We start from the raw sequence: 20,892 nt of genomic DNA on the forward strand, positions 1-20,892 counted from the left end.
AATTATGTTAAATGTGAATATTATTGGATAAAATAGCGTAGTTTGAGATTGAAAGAGCGCCCCGGTTTTTGCAGCCGAAAATTATCATAAGCGAGTTCATTCCCGAGATTTCTGCATTCGGCAGAAATATTGTAACGACCATCTCTTAAAGAATAAGTAATACCAGCGTGATGAAGCAGTTGTGTTGGAATTATATTTAAAGATTGCGTGCTGCCCCAAGCTTCCCAGGTGAGATAGAAACTATGGTAATATTGGCTTGACCAATCAAACTGTAAGCGTGTACCTTTGCCTAACCAATCACTTTTGCCTACAGAAAGATAAAGATTACCATACAGCCAGGGCTGATTGGGGATCATATTACCATAATTGGCCCGAGGGGTCTGCGTCCCATAGACATACTTTTGATTCTGCTTGGATTTTTGATAACTGGCGTTTAATGTAAATTCTAAAATCCGTGCATATTTGTATTGTAACTCCGCCTCGCCTCCAAACACAATCACCTTACCTTCATTTAGAAATTGTGAGGTATTGTTACCAGCTGGTATGGTATAGATGAAATCCTTAGCATTGCGAAAAAATCCACCGATATCTACACTATAGAAATGCGCTCCCGCTTTGTGAATATAATCTGTGCTTAAGTTTAAATTATGACTACTCTCAGGCTTAATATCTGGATTAGCAATAATATTTACACCGTCCCCAAGTACTTCGACGAGCTCAGGCAGACGATAGGCATGCTCATAAGAAAGCTTTAATCCTGTATTTTTATCAATACGGTAGCGACTTGCCAAACCATACCCAAAATTATCATAGCCCCGTTTCTGTGCTTCCCTGGGATTTTTCCCCCCGGTCACCTCGCCCAATTCTACTCTAAAATGAAAAAGTTTTGCAAAAACAGTAGTATGAAGCACATTTCCGAAAGCTTTATTCTGCCAAGATAGTCCCGAGACTGATTTGGATTGGCCAGAAGGACTAAATACCTTTTCGCTCAGTTCTTCATCCGATTTCTGTCTAGCATCGTTGTAGTTTTGATTGAATGCAAGTTGGTTATTGTCATTTAAACGATAGGTCAGATTCAAGCGGGTCAATAAAAATGAATTCTGATAATTTGTATAGGATCTGTTAATAGAGGCTCCAAATTCACCGTAGTTATTCTGGCTGCTACGCACTGAACCATCCCACCAATAGGTAGTACTAGACGTATCCACGACAGTATATTTATCCACTGCATAACTTGCAAAAGCGGAAACATTTAATCCATTTAAAATCAAATTATCTTTTTTATACCGTAGGCTCGGCATAAAATAGTCACCATGACGATTGACTTTCCCATAAACGATATTTTGGTTTTGACCAGTCTGAAATTCCTTATAATGGTTATTGTACAACATCCCCAGAACAAATGCATCGGCCCATTTCCGATTCACATAGCCAACCTCTCCTTGTATCATTGCCGACTTATACTGATCGTGGAAACGCTTAACACTCTTCTCTACAAAACGATCTGGACCATCAGGTACTAAAATTGCAGCATCGTACCTTGGATTGCTATGCATCCAATAGTCATTGTCCGAATAATTATAAAATCCTGTCAGCTTAAGTAATAGTCCAGTTGTGTCATTGATAGATTGCGCATTCAGCGAAAGTCGATGTGTATTGAAAGATCCAATACTATAGCTTGCATCAAGATAACTCTTTGCCCCCTTATTGGTGACCATATTGATACCGCCACCCAGCGCATCGGAACCTAATTCAATAGGCACTACTCCTTTGTACACTTCGAGTCTATCAGCTAGATTAACGGGAATATTATTAAAGTTCATACCGATACCAAAGTTTTCCATGGGTATTCCATCGATAAAAAAACGTATTGCCTTACCGGAGAGACCATTCAGTGAAAAATTAAAATCGGACCCTAGCCCTCCATACTCCCTAATTCGGACCCCAGTCGTGCTATTAAGTATCTGATTGACATCACGGGTGGTATTATTGAATTTACTAACTTCAATCGCATTGACATTAAAACCTGTTTCTTTGACAACCTGACTAGCGGTTTTGGCGGCAACATCGACCTGTGCCAATAGTTGCTGATCGGGCTGCAATTCCAGGTTAATAAGCATTGGAGATGATTCCTTCAAGAAGAGGGAGCGATTTATAGCTTTATATCCTATGCTACTGATACGGAGCACATATTCCTGCTCGACCGAAGCAAAGAGACTATATTGTCCACGTTGATCTGTAGTGGTCTGTATCGCTCCAAGCGAAACGGATACACCTGCAAGTGGTCCTTCAGCTGAAATAATCTTCCCGTAAACCCGTTGTTTCTTTTCGCTTACCAAACCAATAAATACCTTATTGCCTTCCTGTTTTAACTTAAGCTTCTTACCCGAAAACAAATCTGTAAGTAGCCGATCCAATTTCTCATTTCTATACTTTCTTGAAATACTACGGTCAGCATTCAAAAGCTGGGGACTGTATACAAATGTGCATTGTACGTATTTCTCAATCTGCTGAAGTGCCTGGGATATTTTTACGTCTTCAAAATCAATCGTCACTTTTTTTTCTAGGAGCGCGCTTTGTTGGCCTGATGTATAAGTTGGAAAACATAAGGTACACAGTAGTGCACAGGAAATTATGCGCAGCAAAAAAGCATAGGGTTGCCGCGCCGAAAATATTTTCATATTTTGCAAAAATTATGGATAAATACTGCTAGGATTTTTTCATAGTCCGGTATGTAGTTTTGGTCGACAGCATACCGGTTTTTTTAAATTTTCATTTACTGCCTCATCTATTTACTGATTGTAATTGTTTTATTTTTAATTGTATAATTTATTCCGGTACTAAATGCCAAACCACTCAAAATCTCCTCAAGATTAGTATTTTTGAATGTTCCAGTAACAGTCAGCGAACTTAACGATTGCGATTCAATATTGACTTGAACGGCATAGCGCCTTTCTAAACGCTTAGCAACGTAAGACATTGGTTCATTCTTTATCACAAAGGAATCTTCAGTCCAGTCCATAGCGTCCGCTGGAAGTGCCTGATTACTTCGTACTGCTTTGTGAATGTCCATTATCCCCTGCATGCCTTTTGTCAATACGACCTGATCTTTCTGATCGTATCGTCCAAAACGCACCTTCCCTCTTTCTACGGTCATCACAACTTGCTCGTCATCGGCATAAGCCTTTAAATTAAATCGCGTTCCAAGTACCTGGGTGAAAGAAGAGTCCGTATTAACAATGAATGGTTTACGCTCGTCATGGGCGATATCAAAAAATCCCTCTCCACGTAATTTCACCAACCGTTGCTGACCATCAAATTTTTCGGGGTACTCAAGTTCACTCTTCCCGTTCAGGACAATAATAGAACCGTCAGATAGTGTTACTGTCAAACGTTGTCCCGCCTCTGTATGTACCTTTTTTAACACCAAATTTTTAGAGACCGGAACAGGCGCTAGGTATTGGTAAGTGAACCAGCCTAATCCAAAGATCATAACCACACTTGCTGCAATCGCCGCAATAGAAGACAAAAATTTATAGTTAATTCTTTTTATCGGCGTATCGACAAGTTGTACAGGCTGTTCCATGCTCATTGAAAGCCTATTCCAAACTGATTGCAGTTGTTCCTGTTCACCAGGTGCAGGCTCTACTATTGGGTCATTTTGTTTTAACCAAGCCTCAATGCGTTCCTTTTCCTCCAACGTGGAATGGCCGCTTGCGTACTTCTTTATTTCTTCTTCCGTAATTTTCATTATGAATACATACGAGCCCTTTATTCCTTTAATCAGTCTAAGTAAACCTCTTTATAATTACAGTTCCCTAACTCAGCTAAAAGTACAGGTGCTTTTTCAAAAAAAAACACAACTCACTGTTTATCAGTAAAAAAATATTATTCAGAATCGATATCAGTCAAATTAGCACGAAGGAAAGAAAGGGCATTACCGATATGTTGCTTAACGGCACTGAGAGATATCCCAAGTTGAGAAGCGATTTGCGAGTTATCCAGCCCTTGCTGATCACGCATGAGATAAACTCGACGACATTGGGGGGGCAGTTTACTGATGAGAGATTGTATCTGACCGGAGAGGTCGTTATAATATATCGTCTGTTGTGTACTATAATCAGCCTCATTATAGCTCAATAAGGAACTTTGGAGGTGTTGCTTTTGGTTGGCGGAATCTCTAAAGGTTTTAATAACTTGAAGCTTGGTTGCGTGGGTGAGAAAATGCTCGGGTTTGTCTAAAATCAATGTATCACGTCGTTCCCAAATAGAAAGAAATACATTATGAACAATATTTCCCGCTATATCTTGATCATTTACCTGACTGTAAGCTATACGATACATTTTTGGAGCATATGCCTTATACAGTTCTTCAAAACTGGACTCATCCAGCGTAAGAATTGATATCTTTGTTTTGCTCGCCATCTTCTCTTTGTTTTCAGTTTTCAAAGATAGCGCTATTTAGAATGAATTCAAATAATTGAAAAAATATGTATAAATTACTTGTAAATAGGACTTATCGTTCAAGTACTATGATGATCAAAATGGACAACAATGCAAGGTATCGACAGGAATACATGGCATTTTGAACCCGTTTATCAACTAAAGGCAAGTTCTTCGTTATAAAGCCACCCGCCTTTAAGATATAATTTACTTTTATTTAATTGCATCCCCGTTCGTATTGTCATGATTTCGACTGAAGTTACGATGCGCATATTTGCCATTATCTTCTTGATTCCTGCCCCGCATTAATCTGAAAAGCTAATGAAGTCTATTGATCGTTAGATCGAACTAACCTCTTATTCTCGTTACCGTCATTTGGGGAAGCGTTCTCCCATTTCATTTCCTTCGTATTCAATTTTTTTATCAGATACTGTTCTGTATATATCTTGCGTTCATCGTAGAGCGTCACCAAAGTCTTATCATTACTTAATACATAGGTTCTGTAAATAGCAGTATCTCGATTTGAAAGCACATTATAGATACTCTTAATACAGGTCATATCTGAGTTGAATTTGTATGTAACGGAACCATCTACGGCCATTTTAGGATCATCATTTGCCACGGTCCATTTACCGATAAGGTTATCAATGGCTATCTTTTCATCTTTTTTACAAGAGCTAAGAACGACAATAATGATGGCTGGAAGTAGGATACTGTGATTTCTTTTCATAACTTCTTGGTTATTTATTATTGATATATCAACAATACGAGTGAATTTGATAATCTGCTACAGTAGTACTTAAAATCTTGATCCCGTCCATGTAAATACACTTTACAAGATAACTTGATCTAATCATTACATATCCCATCATCACAAGCAGGTCTATAATTTCAATTGGTCATTTTTTTTAGTGATAACGAATAGTAGGTTTGTCTTCTGCGACATTGTTGTAGAGACAGGCGTTTAAAAAAAAGCCTCTCGACTCGGCCTTAGCACTAGTTTATTTTTTCACCTGAGATACCCATTTCGGAGCACGATCAATAGTCTGTCTAAGGTATAAATTCAATTGTGCAACATGATGCTGAATATGCCGCATATTATACAATAGAATCTCAAGGAAAGAAAAGTTTTTAGATTCGTTGATCCAACGTGCATTCATTCTGCTAGGAGCGAGTTCTTCTATATGCGTTCTAGCTTTTTGTCTGCAGTACTCCAAATACGCAAGAATTTCTGACCTGGTATATGTCCGGTCCGGTTTTTTGCCCGTCGGATCAAATTCTGAAAATGTAAACGGTTTTGGGGGCTCAAATTTATTGGGTTCTACAGATAAATAATAATCTGTCCAAAAGAGACAGTGGAAAGACAGATACCAAAAATCTAATGCCGTATCCCAATGTTCATCGGGACACATATGGATCGCATTTTCAAGCATGTCTAAACTAGCGCCAAACTGGCTCCAAAGTGCGTCTTTTATCATAATTGAATCTTGCAAATTTGATTTTTTAATCAGCGCCGCGATGTTTCTTATTTATTCAAAAAATTCTTTACCTCATCATTAGCTGGAGAATTATTGTAATTATCTATAGCAGTATAGGCCTTACCTAAATGCTGCCCTAAACGTTTTCTTAAATCGTGGTTTTCAGAAAAATCCAATTTACCCAAAAAACTTAGATAAATGGCATTTTGAACCCGCTTATCAACTAAAGGCAAATTCTTCGTTAAAAAATTTACCATAGCATCAAACATATCCCCGTCATTTTTAGCTATCGCTTGCTGCATAAATCGCTTGAAACTGCCCATTTGAAAGGTAATAGACGCCCTGTAATCTTCATCTAAAAGCTCCTCCTTCAAACTCGGGAACAAATCAATCAATTCCTTAATAAATAAATCTTGGTCTTTCATCATTATTATATTGGAACAACTTTCCTACTTTCTTCCCTCCTTAAATCAATATATCTTGAATGCGATGATAAAATTAGCGTTTAATATAATCCCTATATTCTTCCTGAATCATTCCCGTGGAAATATATCTATTAGAAGATGCTTTATAGGTGAATGTGGCAAATTCTAACGCATCAACGATTGAAGGAAAAGTATGAATTACGCCAAAAGGTTCATCAGGATCAATCAATGAAAACGCATAGATATCCATGAAATCTTCATCCCCCTCATCAAAGCATTCAAAATAGGCTACAGAGAAACTTTCATCGTTTTCCTTATCAATACTTAACCATTTAAGAATGGTATAATCATCTTCCTGGACATCATCCAGCCACTGCTCTACAGATTTTCCCAGTCTAAGCCTTGTTCTGATTTGATCGTCGGTTAAATACTGTATCATAAATAGAAACGTGATGTATGAATTTAGTAAATTGTCCTATGGAAAAGAAATCATTTCGGCATCATCTTTTAAACCATTTTATTGATTTATGAAAGTACGCTTTTTAATCCCATTTTTATTTTTCATCATAGCATGTCAAAGCAATTATCAAAAACAGGTACCAAACAAAATCCAAAAACAAGCATTTGACTATACAGTTGTTGCAGATGATTATGCTAAAATTTTGGATGCTGTAATTGCCTATAACTCCATTTCAAATGAAGTGGCTAAAACTAATAAACCAAAGGCCTATATTCACCAATGGTTCATCAAGGACTCGCTATATAATGCCTACGACAAAGACTTTATGCCCGGCGGCCTGAGGATCCAAAAATTGCTGGGCTTAGTAGGCCATAGCCAGCTGGACTCTACAGGCTACCTCAATCAGGTCAAAGGAAGGGATACTGTATTTATTCCACTACAAATCAAAAAGAAATATAACGTGGCATACCATAAAAAAACAGAAACGAAGGAGCAATTTCTGTCAAGATATACATTTCACTTGCCTATCATGTCGCATGATCACAAAAAAGCATTTGTATCGTTAGACTACGTATGCGGAGCACTTTGCGGTCAGGGTTATGATTTTATCCTGGAAAAAATTAATGGAAAGTGGAAGGTGATAAAACGCGACTATACATGGATATCTTAGGTAGTCAATCCTGTGCGTATACCGAACAAATAAAAATAGTATTTTCCAATCAATAAAGACCTTCTGGTAAATGAGAGTTAAATATGTATATTTAATTATGAAAAATATTCTTTTCGCTTCCACACTGGCTCTGTCTATACTTTCCTGCCAAGAAAATAAGCAACAGAACCCACCTGTATTAAACATCTTGTAATAAACAGGCAAAAGGTAAGAGATTTTAAGATTTTCTTAAAGTTTTTATTCTAAATCTTTATATACACCGGCTCATAAATTACTATTTTTTTTAGTATATTTACTCCTATAAAATAAAAACTGTAATAGCCAATTATTCCGTCTAGTTTTCTCAAGCTGATGGGAAAGAACTTATCAAATCTATAAACATGAATAAGAATAAAAAAATTAATGTACAAGGAGTAGATATTCTCCTGTATCAAGAACATCAAAATGATTTTATATCACTTACCGATATTGCCAGGCACAAAGATTCGGCACATATAGATAGCATAATTCAAAATTGGATGAGAAATCGCAATACTATTGAACTCTTAGGTTTTTGGGAAAGTATTTACAACCCTAATTTTAAACCCCTCGAATTCGAGGGGTTTAGAAAACAAGCTGGTCTCAATAGTTTTGTGATGACTCCCAAACGCTGGATAGAAAATACCAACGCAGTTGGTATAGTTTCTAAAGCTGGAAGATACGGGGGGACTTTTGCTCATAAGGATATAGCACTAGAATTCGCTTCCTGGATTTCAATCGAGTTTAAACTTTATATAATAAAAGAGTTTCAACGTTTAAAAGACGATGAAAACAATCGTTTAAAATTAAATTGGGATTTACATAGAACTTTAGCCAAGGTGAATTACCAAATCCATACTGATGCAATAAAGGAAAACCTCGTTCCAGCAGAAATTACCAAGCAGCAAGCGAATTCCGTTTATGCCAGCGAAGCCGATATACTGAATGTCGCACTATTTGGTATGACAGCCAAACAATGGAGAGATACTCATCCTGACAAAAAGGGCAATATTCGAGACTACGCAATTATAGAACAGTTGGTCGTGCTAAGCAACATGGAAAGTATAAATGCGTTGCTGATCCAACAAAGCCTACCACAAAATGAAAGACTTATACAACTGAACAAAGTAGCGGTAACCCAAATGAAGTCGCTCGTAGAAAATAATGCTGTTAAAAAATTGAAATAGAAAGGTTTCTTATTTATCCATTCCTCTAACTGGAAATATGATGAGTTTTAAACAAATCTTATCATCAATGCGTTAGATAAGCAATTCTATTTCTTATCCTATGCAAAGTCGATCGAAGAACAAATCTGTTAGATTTGTAAGACTGCAAATGATCAACATCCAGATTGAATAGATAAATATCCTTAGTATGAAATCAATATTTGAGAAAAACGTAAGAGAAGCAGTCATCGAACGAATTAATTTATTACACGAGGACAGCGATGCTCTTTGGGGAAAAATGACAGTAACGCAAATGGTCAGGCATTGTATATTATGTGAACAATATTACCAAGGATCCATAAAGGTGAAGCGTTCATTTTTAGGGCGAATGGTCGGTCAAAATGCGATAAAGGGGATATTGAAAGATGAAACAACAAGTTTTGGCAAAAACGCACCCACATCCGCTGTATTTATCGTAAATGAAGACATACATGATTTAGAAATGGAGAAACGAAATTGGAAATTATTAATCGAGAAATATGAAACATTTGAAAAAGATCCATTTGTACATTGGTTCTTTGGTAGAATGTCTAGAGCTCAATTAGGTCAGTTCATATACAAACATTGCAACCACCATTTAAAGCAGTTTGGAGCGTAACCCAAAAAGCCACGAAAACGCTACATGGGTCAGGCGTTATAACGGGTTCGTTCTATGGCAGATATCTGAAAATGGAATAAAGCTAATTGCATATTTATCTTTAAAATTTATTTAGTTTCTTAGTTTCCGAGGTTAGAAAAATTCATGTTTACTATTTCTTTCCTATTCCTACCAAAAATCTTGACGGTCGCATCTGACCCTACTTTATAAAATTTAAAATCAGCATTACTATCCCCAATAGCCATTATTGGCAATAAGTTATCATATTGTACAAATAAGATATCTATATTTGATCTCACGATGTTTAAGCAAACAAAATTTGGATTTTCAACCGTTCTTCTAATAAACTGAAAAAAACCATATCTCCTATATGATAAGTCTTTACATAGATAAATTGATAGAGCATTTTTTAACGTATCATAGGATATCGTATCAATAATATTGATGCTTGACGGAGAAATTTCTTTGATAAAGCTTCCATTATCTTTTGCAACCTTGATAGGAGTCTGAGGAGGATAATAAGTGTAAATAAATTTACCACCAGGAAGAATCAATATTGATATCAAAATATAAAAGGCAGCTATTGTGGCGGATACTTTTAAAAATATCCAACCATCTCTTTCGAGAGTCAACTTTCTCATTTAGTTTTTTGTTTTGAACCCTATTTCCATATTCATCTTTTAATTATCCAACTGTCTGTACATCAAGAGTGCTAAACATTCCATTTTTACTCTATGTGTGCGCTGTTCCATCTTGCGATTTACCTAAATAAGTAGCCCCATGCTGGGTTTTATCCGCTAATCAACAGTCTAACCTCACATTAGCTTTGCTAGCGGACCTTCTTTACTTACTACTTTAGACCAACCTGGACAAGCCCCTTCTCTAAGTTTCGCTATTATCCGACCTACAACATAAATAGAAGCTACAATTCCGTTATCCTCGCACCAGTTAACTTCCACTCTCGTGTCTTCTCGAAAAGGTTCAAGATTTTCCCTAACGAACTCTAAAGGGTTCAAAAACGGCAAATTTTCCTTGGTATGCCATTCTGGTTCCTCAGGAGTTTGCACATTGTTGTACAACCATATATCACCGACAATCTTCTTTCCTCTGTACAAATAGCCATAACAAACCTTATCATCATCGTCAATAATCACAGAAAACTCTGGCTGAATGTCACAAAAAAATTGTTTAAAATAACTCATATTTTTATTTTTTCATTTGCCTCACGATGTCTCCGCTCAAGGTTCCATCTCCCATAAGATAGAGATCCATTAAAAAAACAGAAATTACTATTCATCTAATTTCAATAAATTATCAATTATAGTCAAATTAAAATAAGGCTATTCTCGCTGCAGGAATTAGTTTGATTGTATATCAACATACTAAGCAATATAAATTGATGAAGTATTTTACGAATAATCACGAACGGATGCTATCCTTATTGGGATTCGATTTTTAAATCATAATCAACAGCACTTAAATGTGCTATAATAGCCGTTATCTCAATTTTTCTCCGTATAAATTCCGGATTTAAGGTCAGCCCCTATCGTATTATCTAACAGGTGCAGATAACCATCGAAGAGACCATTCTGTTCGACCGTTTTAAGATTTACCTTTTCTGCTGATTGTACAATACCTTTCTCCACATGTTCATTTCGGTCCGCAACTTGAAGTCCATTCTTGGCATAATAGCCCATAAAATTCTTATTACCCGCAAACAAAGAGTTTTGAAACACATATTTCGGGTAGGTAGATTCCTTTCGCAGCCAGACGAAATTACATCCGGAAATCACATTATTTTTGAAGGTAAATTCAGAAACAAAAGGCCCAAACCAGACTGCGGCTTCATAAGCCCCATAAATAATAGAGTTGGTTAAAGCGAAATCTTTAATATGATCAAACAATAGCAACGCATTCTTACATTCGTAGAAGATACAATGATCAACATGGGTTCCCGCCCCATGTACCCAAATAGCCCCTTGGATCGGTGCGACATTTCTTTCGCCAATAAAGTAGCATTGACTAATCTCTAGCCCTGTACGAACGGTATCCTTCTTTGAAATCGGATAATAATAACGGACAGCCGGATTCGCATTCCCCGTAAATTTCAGTCCCTTGATCTGCACATCATCCATCGCGACTAAAATCCCTGTCGAATGGGGAAACTGTATCGTTGAGTTATTATCCGATATTGAACTAATAACCGGCATTTTATAAGGATCCCAATCCTTCTCACCAGGTAAAGTAAGGGCTTCAATCAGCAAACCTCCTTCTTTTCGTTGCAGTATGATCTTACCGTGTAATAAGTAAAGACCGGGAAACAATTTGATGGTCGCTGAACTGTCGACAGCTAAGGAATTGGCCTTCACCACAGCAGTTTCAAGATTTTTTAGTGGACTGTCTTTTGTTCCTGAATTGAGGTCGTCACCATGGACAGGGTCTACAAAGATAATTTGAGCTGTTAAGCTTCGTATCAAACAGAAGCACAGGATCATTACAATTAATTTTTTCATAAAGCTTTTTTACATTTCTGAATAAAGCATCACTCAGGAAAAACCATGCTGATTATTTCTTCAGTGGCAACCTAAAGTTGTAAAAATGATTTAAGCTAACCATATTCAATCTTGTTCAAGTTCGTTCAAGATAAATAATCGACCATCCATTGCGCCTGACTTTAATTACTACATTATAGCCTATTTAGAACGACCAAAACACCTGACAAATGAACGAATTACTATGAAAATCAAATATGGAAAAGAAGCAATTAAGTTAGTAAAAACTATATGTTACCTTTAAAGTACGATCTTCAAAATAATGAGCTTTTGCAGCATCCGACTTTCGCTGTATGGAGATCAAAAAACCTTTTTCATCGTAACGCATTTCCAGCTCGCTTACTTTTTGTCCATTCCAGATATCTTCCATCAGTTTCAGGTTTCGGTTTTGGTCATAGACATACTTTTCGGTTTTGGGATCAAGGGAAGAAGGTACATCGGTAAGTTGTAATAAAAGCCCATCCTTGAATTGGTACAATTCTGATGGTGTTTTCTCAACAGCACAGCCAGTATGTAAAAACAACACTGCCGGATATCCTTTTACATAGTAATATGTTTTTTTTTGATAACAAGTATCTAGATTACCACTATTCTTACTAAAATTGAAATATTCGGTACGTTCTTCTGCCTCGAATTCGTTTTCAGTATAGTAGCGATATTGCAGTGAGGAAAAATCATTATTTGCCGTCATTTTCTTCCAAAGGCTTTCGTCCGGTAAAACACCCTTTAAAATCATTCTGTCCACTCCTCGAACTTTCTCTCCCTGCCAATCATTGTTTTGTGGTCTATTTGGCATCTGGGAGTTCAATGTAAAAGTCCGGATGATATCAACTTTGTTATTCTTATTGTATTGATAGCTGCTGACTTTTACGATGCCATTGGAATAATCTATCCTTGCTTTTTTATCGATGAGACCATCTGAATTATAGGAGTATCTGGTATAAAAAGCGGTATCAGGTTTTTCGTTATTATATCGTATGCTCGTCATACTTACGATCATACCGTCGGGGTTAAAATCGTAAATATATTTCATCCCAATCTTCTCTTCACCCTGAAGCACAATACGCTTTACTTTATTGCTTTTCATAAAATTAGGATTGAATGAAAAAACGGTTTTTGTAAAATAATCATCGTCCTGCAAGGGGGTAACGTTATAGAATGGTAGTACCTGAGCTTTTCCCACAGCCACAAAACCAATAAACAACATAAGGGTCAATAGTATCATAAATAAAAACGTGATGTATGAATTTAGTAAATTGTACTATGGAAAAGAAATCATTTTGGCATCATCATTTAAACCATGAACTCCAAGCTTGGCAGGAAGTCCCTTTGCGCCAAAAGGATCTATCAACAAATTAGCATAATAGCAACTATGCCTCCAATAAAGGTAACAAGCAATAAAACAAGCAGACTATAAAGGATACAAGAAAAGAATAACTTAAAAAATTCAGGTCCCTTCATAATTATTTTTTGAAACTTCTCACAATTCCAACGTTTTATCTTCGAAATCATTATTAATTCTTCCCGTGTACTCGACTAAATACCCAGAATTTTTTGAATACTTATTTTCCCCCTTTTAGAAAATCCAACTTTTCTAAGTCCATCCCTCGAATAATATGTTCTTTCTTTAATTTCTGGATTTGAAGTCAATTTATTACAGCTCATACTGATATTAATATATCCCATGATATCGCCTTTACTTCCGTAAAGTAGAACAGAATAGTCTGTATCAAAACAAGCAACATCTTCAGCACCATACGTATGATGATCTGTAATAATCTTTAAAAATTTATCTTTATCCTTAATAGTCCTAATATAATTAAAGCAAGGAGCTATTCTATTGTTATAGATAATTGAAATAGCTTTACTTTGGTTACAACTCCTCTTAGAATTAAACCGATACAACTCTATTTTAATGATCTGATTAATATCAATTTTTTTTGCAATATTTATTACTGGATAATTGTCGTCTAGTCCTTTCTTCTCACCTTTCGATATGACTACACCTTCTTTTTCAGCCATTTCAGAAGAGACTGTTCTTCGATGACAATTAACACCTGTAAAATAGAACATCAACAATAATATAACCAGACTTGCTTTCATAAATTATTTTCAATAGATATTTTAGCTCATAACATATCCATAGCTAGTGCGCGTCAAGTTATGCTACAACCCTAAGTTATGCTCAAAAATAAAGGTTTACTCTGATAAGAAGGAAGCTGGAATGATAATCACATAATAATACTATTTGGATTAATGGTCTGCACAGGTTTGGCATCTCCCCACATAGCTCTTAACTCATTTTCAATATCTTGACACATCCGAGAAATAGGGATGTCATTCGGGCTGCCTTCAAAAGGATTTTCAGTACTCTCTCCTACTTGGTCTAATGACGTATAGACCCAGGATATAATCATGCTGAAAGGTATGACAAGCCACACCATATGACCCTTCATCAATCCAGTTACAAATTCATTGAATGAATTAAACTCCTTTAACATAGCAAAAGGTAACAAAAAACAAAAAAGCCAGACAAATATCCGATTGACAGTTGCATATTGCCTCGGATAGGGAAAATTTTTTATTTTTTCACTTCTCGCTTGTAGGGTAGAAAATTCACGCAAATATTTATGCAGTTCGAAAAAACGAGCATTGTCAAGCTCACCAGTATCAGACAAACTTACCAATGCGGTGCTCTGCAAACTCATCAGTTGTGTCAGCGGATTACTGGCGGAAATCACTTTTTCAACTTCATCATCACTAATATATTTTTGTAGTACTGTTGACAATGCTATTTCCCGCTCTGGAATAGTGTAGAAGCTAGCATATTCGCGATTATAAGACTTATCAATATTTTCCCAAGCCCGCTTGGAACGTAATTCATACCGTAGTACAGTGAGCCATGCCAAATGGCGAGATGCAATCTCATGTGCCATATCGTGGTCTTTGATAAAATCGCGACACATCATTGCCCATGCCCTACTCATGCCTATCTTTAGCGCCCAAATATCACGTGCCTCCCAGGTCCTGTTATACGTCTGCTGGTTTTTAAAACCGACAACAAATGCTGTTGCTGTTCCTAAAAAAGCAACTATGGGCCAGGGTACTATTAGCCAGTGAAGGGCCAATAATTCATATAATAAAACGGGAACAATACTGATCAAGAGCAACAGAAACAAATTCCGTCGCGTCCAGAAAAGAAATTCGGTTATTTTATAGGTTTTTCCAATGTACATCGTTCAATATCTTTTAAAAATGAGCATCAATCAGGTAAAATATTCGCTCTTGCGAATATGTAGTTTTTTGATTTTTGAATGTAGGGTATTGCCTGGAATCTGTAGAATTTCCGATGCGCTTCCCGGACCCGAAATCTTACCGGCACAACGCTTTAAAACCTGGATAATATAATTGCGTTCCAATTCATCAAGTGAATAATTTAAATACTGCAACTCATCCTGTCCGGATTCGGCATGCACCTGAGGAAGGTAAACATAATCAATCTCCGCTGTTGTGGTCAAAAGAATGGTCCTTTCAATCAAATGTTCGAGCTCGCGTACATTTCCGGGCCAGCTATAACTACGCAATTGCTGAATTACTTTAGATCCTATTTTCTTTATTTTACGCCCCGCATTGCGACTGTATTTTTGCATAAAAAAGTCTGTAAGCTGGGGGATATCTTCGAGACGTTCACGTAGTGGGGGCAGATGTATCGGGAATACATTGAGCCGAAAATATAAGTCAGCGCGAAAACGTCCTGCCTTTACCTCTTCTTCCAAGTTACGATTGGTAGCCGCAATAAGTCGAACATCAATTTTGATGGCCTGTTGCCCACCGATCCTTTCAAGTTCGCGTTCCTGAATAATCCGCAACAATTTTGATTGCGCTTCCAAGGGAAGTTCGCCAATCTCATCCAAAAAAAGTGTGCTTTGGTGTGCCAATTCAAATTTACCGATACGGCGCTCCACAGCGCCTGTAAATGCGCCCTTTTCGTGTCCAAATAATTCGCTTTCGATCAGATGGGCTGGTAAAGCCGCGCAATTCACTTTCACCATGACTTTATCTTTTCGATCCGAGGATGTATGTATACCTCTGGCGACCAATTCCTTTCCAGTTCCCGTTTCACCTGTAATCAAAACGGTAGTACTTGTACTTGAAACGAGCGACATCAGGTGATATACGTGCTGCATGGCCTCTCCACTGCCAATTATTTCAGAAAAACTGTAAATTGTTTTGATCTGCTCCTTTAGGTAATCATTCTCTATTTCCAAATTCTTTTTATAGGCCAATAGTTGTTCATTCGCACGGATATTATCAATGGCAATTGATATCTGTGAACAAATCCCCTTAATAAGCATCTTATTGAGCTGATCAGCCAACAACCATATCGTACCAATATTTTTATCACCGATTCGCAAAGGCAGGCCATACATATTCCTTAACCCTGTGGTCTTCCATAATCGTGCATAATCGTTTCCTTTTTTAATTTCCTCCTCAACATTGAACACAAGCCCGTCCTTGCTAGCCAGTACTTGCGCAGTATATAGTTCATTGATTGTAACAAGATTGCTTGCCAATTTATCAAAATCGGTTTTTGCACTGGCAAACAATGTGGTATCATACATAAAAGGTGATAAGTGAATACCATCAGCTTCGATCACACGGATCATGGACAATCTTGTAGCCAGGATTTTGTCCAAAACCCGACTGATAGCCCATTGAAGGTCCTGCTTCGTCCTCAGTTGGGTGATATCATTGCTGAAATCCAGTAAAAAGGATTGCTCCTGCTGCTTTTTGACTAGCTGTTCGTTAGCCAGCGTATTGGAAATAGCTGTGGAGATCTGCGCACATATGCCTTGGAGTAAAGGTATATTGATTTCGGGGGTCTCTAATAACAACAGGCCTAAATTGGTTTCACCATTCCGCAACCGTATCCCAGTAAATGTCACTATTCCCAATGATTTCCAATAATGGAGATAACCAGAGGAAATACCACGCTGTACCTCCCGGTCGACATCAAATAACAATGGAATAGTACTTGTTAAAATACGATTCTGTAATCCATCATTGAGCGGCAGTTGTTGGAACCAATCCACTTTGACTTTCGGTACGGGATGTGTTCCAAAATCATAAATGTAGGGCTCTGTAAGTGATTTCGTATCGCCACAGATTCGCCGAATGACAAAGCTTCCCGTCGGGCTAAGTTGCTTCAATATGTCCCGAACGGTGTCTGTTAATTCTTCCTTTGTGCGAACAGCAGCCATTCGGCTACTGAATTCGAGCAGAAAAGTCTTCTCTTTTTCCCTTTTAAGGAGCTCTTCGTTTTTTACAATATTGGAGACTGCACTCGATATCTGGGGTATAATTCCAACAATGACATCTCTGAAATTCTGGCTGAAGCCATTTATTTTATCGGTGTAAATGTGAAGGAAGCCAATAGCATGTCCCTCTCGCATCAGTTTGGCCATTAAAATTTCCCGTACACCTCTTTCATAATTGACGCGCAGAAATTTTGGGCTTCCCGGATCGTCCATGATATCAGATAACACAAATGAAACTGGTTCGACAGAATCCAACACAGTCCGAATAAATGGTTCATTAAGGGAAAAACGAGCTTTTATCATTTCCTCATAACGTGGATGATCCCGAATCGGAGAACCATCATTGTCAAGAAGAAAGGGACTGTAGGTATCATCTTTGTAATCGATGGTGGTAACAATAGTATGGGTAATAAAATATAGGCCTTTTATACCTTCCTTAAAAAGCCTAATGAGATCGTTTTTGTCCCGAACCTTAGTTAGATCATTACCTAATGCCAGTAGGATCTCCCGCTCTTTTTGGTAGTATGCGATGCTCTCCTGAGATACATCATTTTTAGGACTGGTTGTTTTATTTGCTTTCATTTTATACAGAACTGTAGTACAGCAGTACCCTTACAATGTTTGCTGATGCGTTGATATTTTGGCTATAGTTCGAATATACGCAATCTGTTTAATCATTTTATCCACTTAAAATAAATGGACAACGGCATTAAAAATAATGCAAGCGGCACAATAACTGAAAAGCTGGTGCCCATACATTTTATAAAACCATTATATCGTCGATGCGATATACCTAGGGAAGTAAAAGCACTAGTAAAACCATGCAAGAGATGCCAAAACAGGGAGACACAACCAAATAAATAAACCAACACTTCCAGTGGGTTGCTAAACTTCTCCAGCATCAGATCATAAAGTGGCAGTTCCTCGTCATAACGAAACTGATGAATACGATTTGGTATCCAAAAGTTGGACGTATGTATGACTAAAAACAGCAGCAATAGAGTTCCCAACAAGGTCATACTCTTGCTATACCATTTTATTTTAGGAGTGGCCAATGGATAAATATATTTAATAGGACGCGCATCCCTGTTTTTTTTCCATAAAAGAAGCCCTTGCACAATATGGAGGACAAATCCAACAATAAGAACTATTTCCAAGGTCCTGATCACGGGATTTGTAGCCATAAAATGTGCTCCAATTGTAAACGTTGCTCCGCCATCATTATAAAATATGAGGGCATTGACCGACATATGCACCAGCAAAAAACTGATGAGGAACAATCCGCTCAATGCCATCGTAAATTTTCGGCCCAAAGAGCTCGTAAAAGTTGTATAGAAACTCTTCATCGTATAATATTTAAAAATATCATTCAAAATCCAAGGGCAAACGATACCCTTGGATCAGATCTTGTTTATTTTTGAACGCTTAGGCCAAACCATTCTTTAAAGGTGAGTTTACCCAATTTTGCATCCGCAGCAGGTATTAACCTAAATTCCTCCAAAGGTGAACCAAAATATAAGGCTTCGCTACTACCGACAACTTCTTTGGGGTTTTCTATTTTGGCTAAATATTGTCTCACTAAGTCTGCCAGCTCAAATTGCTCGGGTCCGCCAATTTCCACGATTCCATTGATCGGTTGACAAAGTGCAAACTCAGCGACAAACGAAGAAACATCCTCAGCTGCAATTGGTTGTATTTTAGCGTTAGACAAATTGATAACATCCCCGTCCTGTGCAGATGCAACTATACCGCCTAGAAACTCTAAAAATTGCGTAGAATGAATAATCGTATATGGAATACCTGATTTGACAATAAGATCTTCTTGTACCTGCTTTGCTCTAAAATAGCCACTTGCCTGGAGACGGCTCGTTCCGACAACAGACAGTGCAATATGATGCTTTACTCCGGCATTAATTTCTGCCGCTAGTAGATTTTTTCCGGAAGTCTCAAAAAATTCCATTACATCCTTATCAGCAAATGACGGTGAATTGGCCAGATCAATCACAACCTCCGTTCCATTTACAGCTTCTGCCAAACCTTCACCTGTGATGGTATTTATACCGGTGTTAGGTGATGCTGCAATAACTTCATGTCCCAACGCCCTTAACTTAGCGACAGTTTTTGTTCCGATCAATCCTGTGCCTCCAATGACTAAAATCTTCATGTTTTTAAATTTAAAATTTATCAATTATTTGTATTATGTTTCTTTTTTTACGTGAGCCAAAAGTTACCCTTTAATAAGCGGCTAACTAAGTATTGGATCGTTAAAAAGTGGTTATAACCTTAATTTTTTTTAAGCGAAACCACCGCCAACTTGAAGATGACTACTAAGCGCAATTCTGTTCCAAGCATTTATTGTCACTACCGCTATAACAATCTGCGCGATCTGGTTCTCTGTAAAATACTTAAGTGCATTGCTGTAGGTGTTGTCGGTAAGGCCTTGTTGATGAATTAGGGTAACTTCCTCCGCAATAGACAACACAACCCTTTCTTCATCGGAGAATATTGATCCAGCTTCACGCCAAGCATTTAGTAGAAAAATACGCTGGTCAGTTTCGCCATTTTTTAAAGCATCCCTGGTATGCATGTCTATACAGTAAGCACAGCCGTTAATTTGTGATGCCCTTATTTTAATAAGTTCTTTTAAAGATTTAGAAATATCTACTTTAGAAAGGTAGGTTTCAAGTCCCATCATTGCTTTTAAAGCTTCCGGTTCTGCTGAGTTAATATTAATTCTTTTTTGCATTGTTTTGTTTTTTGTTAAATGAATAGTTCTTGTTTGTATGGACAGTATCAACAGAAGGGCCAGAATAATCATACCTCTAAAAATCAGGTGATTATAAATTAAAAAGAGTTTAAATATTCATCATATAAAGTGATATCATCTTAATAATCACTGTATTTAGTGATGCAGCATTGTCGATTTAAGAAATAGAAATAAATGTCTAAGCTATTCCCCGATCATTTTTGGATTTTTGAAGAAAGGGGCAGTCTTCTGCAAGTTTCATCGAATACTTTTCTGTCATCAACAGCATATTAGACCACGAAAGAGATGCAATGCGTTACATATGCAGTTTTATTTCTTATCCTATGCCAAGTTGATCGAAGAACAAATCTGTTAGATTTGTAAGACTGCAAATGAACAAAATCCAGATAGCATTGAATAGCGGATTATCAATTGTAGACTATACTGAAAATGAAAAAAATAACCAAAAAATATAAAGCTATGCAAAAAATTATTCCAAACCTTTGGTTTGACAGCAACGCGAAGGAAGCCGCAGAATATTACCTATCGGTTTTCAAAGATGGAAAAATAATCCATATTACTTATTACCCGAATTCAGAAGCCGAAGGACTAGCTGATTTCCAGAAGGATTTCGCTGGAAAAGTTCTTACAGTGGAATTTGAGATTTTGGGAATGCGCCTTATTGGGATCAATGCCGGACCGATATTCAAATTTAACGAGGCGATTTCGTTGATGATCCCCTGCAAAGACCAGACTGAAATAGACTACTATTGGGAAACACTGACATCGGACGGAGGACAGGAGAGTGTTTGTGGATGGCTAAAAGACAAATACGGATTAAGTTGGCAGGTTTGTCCTGAAAATTGGGAGGAACTCAACAAAAGACCCGGCGCCTTCAAAAAAATGATGGGAATGAAAAAGATTATTATTGCTGATTTCTGAAATTAGGTAACGACAA

General features: G+C 37.3%; 21 protein-coding genes. 4 read left to right on the forward strand and 17 right to left on the reverse strand.

Annotated features, from left to right (window positions below; all coding sequences use genetic code 11):
- Window positions 1–20: 20 nt before the first annotated feature.
- The 7 genes from AB1Z56_RS13530 to AB1Z56_RS13560 all read right to left on the reverse strand — a co-directional run bounded on the left by AB1Z56_RS13530 (window position 21) and on the right by AB1Z56_RS13560 (window position 6,785).
- A complete protein-coding gene (locus AB1Z56_RS13530) occupies window positions 21–2,681 on the reverse strand; it encodes a TonB-dependent receptor plug domain-containing protein (protein WP_426792338.1) in 2,661 nt (886 codons plus the stop codon).
- A gap of 107 nt (window positions 2,682–2,788) precedes the next feature.
- The gene (locus AB1Z56_RS13535) at window positions 2,789–3,751 is read right to left on the reverse strand and encodes a FecR domain-containing protein (RefSeq protein ID WP_426792339.1); all 963 of its coding nucleotides are present in this window, start codon (window positions 3,749–3,751) and stop codon (window positions 2,789–2,791) included.
- 137 nt (window positions 3,752–3,888) lie between these two features.
- Window positions 3,889–4,449: an RNA polymerase sigma factor gene (locus AB1Z56_RS13540; protein ID WP_426792340.1), complete on the reverse strand. Its 561-nt coding sequence runs from the start codon at window positions 4,447–4,449 to the stop codon at window positions 3,889–3,891.
- Window positions 4,450–4,771: 322 nt separating this feature from the next.
- Window positions 4,772–5,173: a hypothetical protein gene (locus AB1Z56_RS13545; RefSeq protein ID WP_426792341.1), complete on the reverse strand. Its 402-nt coding sequence runs from the start codon at window positions 5,171–5,173 to the stop codon at window positions 4,772–4,774.
- Between the two features lie 271 nt (window positions 5,174–5,444).
- Window positions 5,445–5,921, reverse strand: a complete 477-nt coding sequence (locus AB1Z56_RS13550; protein WP_426792342.1) for a DinB family protein — start codon at window positions 5,919–5,921, stop codon at window positions 5,445–5,447.
- A gap of 47 nt (window positions 5,922–5,968) precedes the next feature.
- Window positions 5,969–6,349 carry a DUF7674 family protein gene (locus tag AB1Z56_RS13555; protein WP_426792343.1) on the reverse strand — a complete coding sequence of 127 codons (381 nt, stop codon included), beginning with the start codon at window positions 6,347–6,349 and terminating at the stop codon, window positions 5,969–5,971.
- Window positions 6,350–6,419: 70 nt separating this feature from the next.
- A complete protein-coding gene (locus AB1Z56_RS13560; protein WP_426792344.1) occupies window positions 6,420–6,785 on the reverse strand; it encodes a hypothetical protein in 366 nt (121 codons plus the stop codon).
- Between the two features lie 88 nt (window positions 6,786–6,873).
- On the opposite strand from AB1Z56_RS13560, the gene AB1Z56_RS13565 reads away from it, so the two are divergent.
- The 3 genes from AB1Z56_RS13565 to AB1Z56_RS13575 all read left to right on the forward strand — a co-directional run bounded on the left by AB1Z56_RS13565 (window position 6,874) and on the right by AB1Z56_RS13575 (window position 9,318).
- Window positions 6,874–7,476 carry a hypothetical protein gene (locus AB1Z56_RS13565; RefSeq protein WP_426792345.1) on the forward strand — a complete coding sequence of 201 codons (603 nt, stop codon included), beginning with the start codon at window positions 6,874–6,876 and terminating at the stop codon, window positions 7,474–7,476.
- Window positions 7,477–7,856: 380 nt separating this feature from the next.
- On the forward strand, window positions 7,857–8,681 hold the full coding sequence (locus AB1Z56_RS13570) for a KilA-N domain-containing protein (RefSeq protein WP_426792346.1): 825 nt from the start codon (window positions 7,857–7,859) through the stop codon (window positions 8,679–8,681).
- A gap of 187 nt (window positions 8,682–8,868) precedes the next feature.
- On the forward strand, window positions 8,869–9,318 hold the full coding sequence (locus AB1Z56_RS13575) for a DUF1569 domain-containing protein (protein ID WP_426792347.1): 450 nt from the start codon (window positions 8,869–8,871) through the stop codon (window positions 9,316–9,318).
- A 119-nt stretch (window positions 9,319–9,437) separates the two neighbouring features.
- Here AB1Z56_RS13575 and AB1Z56_RS13580 read toward each other — a convergent pair whose 3' ends face one another.
- The 10 genes from AB1Z56_RS13580 to AB1Z56_RS13625 all read right to left on the reverse strand — a co-directional run bounded on the left by AB1Z56_RS13580 (window position 9,438) and on the right by AB1Z56_RS13625 (window position 19,934).
- Entirely contained in the window at window positions 9,438–9,959 is a 522-nt protein-coding gene (locus tag AB1Z56_RS13580; RefSeq protein WP_426792348.1) for a hypothetical protein, read from the reverse strand.
- Between the two features lie 174 nt (window positions 9,960–10,133).
- A complete protein-coding gene (locus AB1Z56_RS13585; protein WP_426792349.1) occupies window positions 10,134–10,520 on the reverse strand; it encodes a hypothetical protein in 387 nt (128 codons plus the stop codon).
- Window positions 10,521–10,820: 300 nt separating this feature from the next.
- Window positions 10,821–11,831 (reverse strand): right-handed parallel beta-helix repeat-containing protein, encoded by a 1,011-nt coding sequence (locus tag AB1Z56_RS13590; RefSeq protein ID WP_426792350.1) that lies wholly within the window; start codon window positions 11,829–11,831, stop codon window positions 10,821–10,823.
- 256 nt (window positions 11,832–12,087) lie between these two features.
- On the reverse strand, window positions 12,088–13,095 hold the full coding sequence (locus tag AB1Z56_RS13595; protein WP_426792351.1) for a hypothetical protein: 1,008 nt from the start codon (window positions 13,093–13,095) through the stop codon (window positions 12,088–12,090).
- Window positions 13,096–13,406: 311 nt separating this feature from the next.
- Window positions 13,407–13,973 carry a hypothetical protein gene (locus AB1Z56_RS13600; protein ID WP_426792352.1) on the reverse strand — a complete coding sequence of 189 codons (567 nt, stop codon included), beginning with the start codon at window positions 13,971–13,973 and terminating at the stop codon, window positions 13,407–13,409.
- A gap of 128 nt (window positions 13,974–14,101) precedes the next feature.
- On the reverse strand, window positions 14,102–15,106 hold the full coding sequence (locus AB1Z56_RS13605; protein ID WP_426792353.1) for a bestrophin family protein: 1,005 nt from the start codon (window positions 15,104–15,106) through the stop codon (window positions 14,102–14,104).
- A 30-nt stretch (window positions 15,107–15,136) separates the two neighbouring features.
- Window positions 15,137–17,770: a sigma-54-dependent Fis family transcriptional regulator gene (locus tag AB1Z56_RS13610; protein WP_426792354.1), complete on the reverse strand. Its 2,634-nt coding sequence runs from the start codon at window positions 17,768–17,770 to the stop codon at window positions 15,137–15,139.
- Between the two features lie 92 nt (window positions 17,771–17,862).
- Window positions 17,863–18,534, reverse strand: a complete 672-nt coding sequence (locus AB1Z56_RS13615) for a succinate dehydrogenase cytochrome b subunit (protein ID WP_426792355.1) — start codon at window positions 18,532–18,534, stop codon at window positions 17,863–17,865.
- Window positions 18,535–18,599: 65 nt separating this feature from the next.
- A complete protein-coding gene (locus tag AB1Z56_RS13620) occupies window positions 18,600–19,352 on the reverse strand; it encodes an SDR family oxidoreductase (RefSeq protein ID WP_426792356.1) in 753 nt (250 codons plus the stop codon).
- Between the two features lie 129 nt (window positions 19,353–19,481).
- Window positions 19,482–19,934, reverse strand: coding sequence for a carboxymuconolactone decarboxylase family protein (locus AB1Z56_RS13625; RefSeq protein ID WP_426792357.1), 453 nt, complete (start codon window positions 19,932–19,934; stop codon window positions 19,482–19,484).
- A gap of 480 nt (window positions 19,935–20,414) precedes the next feature.
- Here AB1Z56_RS13625 and AB1Z56_RS13630 point away from each other — a divergent pair, with 480 nt between their 5' ends.
- Window positions 20,415–20,876, forward strand: a complete 462-nt coding sequence (locus tag AB1Z56_RS13630; RefSeq protein ID WP_309362723.1) for a VOC family protein — start codon at window positions 20,415–20,417, stop codon at window positions 20,874–20,876.
- Window positions 20,877–20,892: the final 16 nt, after the last annotated feature.

It is taken from the genome of Sphingobacterium sp. WOUb80 (assembly GCF_050058145.1).
Taxonomy (GTDB): Bacteria; Bacteroidota; Bacteroidia; order Sphingobacteriales; family Sphingobacteriaceae; genus Sphingobacterium.

Bases quoted from the DNA above. Each gene is read 5' to 3' on its own strand.
- AB1Z56_RS13615 (WP_426792355.1), bottom strand. From the start codon at position 18,534: ATGAAGAGTTTCTATACAACTTTTACGAGCTCTTTGGGCCGAAAATTT.
- AB1Z56_RS13550 (WP_426792342.1), bottom strand. From the start codon at position 5,921: ATGATAAAAGACGCACTTTGGAGCCAGTTTGGCGCTAGTTTAGACATG.
- AB1Z56_RS13630 (WP_309362723.1), top strand. From the start codon at position 20,415: ATGCAAAAAATTATTCCAAACCTTTGGTTTGACAGCAACGCGAAGGAA.
- AB1Z56_RS13605 (WP_426792353.1), bottom strand. From the start codon at position 15,106: ATGTACATTGGAAAAACCTATAAAATAACCGAATTTCTTTTCTGGACG.
- AB1Z56_RS13625 (WP_426792357.1), bottom strand. From the start codon at position 19,934: ATGCAAAAAAGAATTAATATTAACTCAGCAGAACCGGAAGCTTTAAAA.
- AB1Z56_RS13590 (WP_426792350.1), bottom strand. From the start codon at position 11,831: ATGAAAAAATTAATTGTAATGATCCTGTGCTTCTGTTTGATACGAAGC.
- AB1Z56_RS13565 (WP_426792345.1), top strand. From the start codon at position 6,874: ATGAAAGTACGCTTTTTAATCCCATTTTTATTTTTCATCATAGCATGT.
- AB1Z56_RS13575 (WP_426792347.1), top strand. From the start codon at position 8,869: ATGAAATCAATATTTGAGAAAAACGTAAGAGAAGCAGTCATCGAACGA.
- AB1Z56_RS13535 (WP_426792339.1), bottom strand. From the start codon at position 3,751: ATGAAAATTACGGAAGAAGAAATAAAGAAGTACGCAAGCGGCCATTCC.
- AB1Z56_RS13530 (WP_426792338.1), bottom strand. From the start codon at position 2,681: ATGAAAATATTTTCGGCGCGGCAACCCTATGCTTTTTTGCTGCGCATA.
- AB1Z56_RS13545 (WP_426792341.1), bottom strand. From the start codon at position 5,173: ATGAAAAGAAATCACAGTATCCTACTTCCAGCCATCATTATTGTCGTT.
- AB1Z56_RS13595 (WP_426792351.1), bottom strand. From the start codon at position 13,095: ATGATACTATTGACCCTTATGTTGTTTATTGGTTTTGTGGCTGTGGGA.
- AB1Z56_RS13580 (WP_426792348.1), bottom strand. From the start codon at position 9,959: ATGAGAAAGTTGACTCTCGAAAGAGATGGTTGGATATTTTTAAAAGTA.
- AB1Z56_RS13600 (WP_426792352.1), bottom strand. From the start codon at position 13,973: ATGAAAGCAAGTCTGGTTATATTATTGTTGATGTTCTATTTTACAGGT.
- AB1Z56_RS13555 (WP_426792343.1), bottom strand. From the start codon at position 6,349: ATGATGAAAGACCAAGATTTATTTATTAAGGAATTGATTGATTTGTTC.
- AB1Z56_RS13610 (WP_426792354.1), bottom strand. From the start codon at position 17,770: ATGAAAGCAAATAAAACAACCAGTCCTAAAAATGATGTATCTCAGGAG.
- AB1Z56_RS13620 (WP_426792356.1), bottom strand. From the start codon at position 19,352: ATGAAGATTTTAGTCATTGGAGGCACAGGATTGATCGGAACAAAAACT.
- AB1Z56_RS13570 (WP_426792346.1), top strand. From the start codon at position 7,857: ATGAATAAGAATAAAAAAATTAATGTACAAGGAGTAGATATTCTCCTG.
- AB1Z56_RS13585 (WP_426792349.1), bottom strand. From the start codon at position 10,520: ATGAGTTATTTTAAACAATTTTTTTGTGACATTCAGCCAGAGTTTTCT.
- AB1Z56_RS13560 (WP_426792344.1), bottom strand. From the start codon at position 6,785: ATGATACAGTATTTAACCGACGATCAAATCAGAACAAGGCTTAGACTG.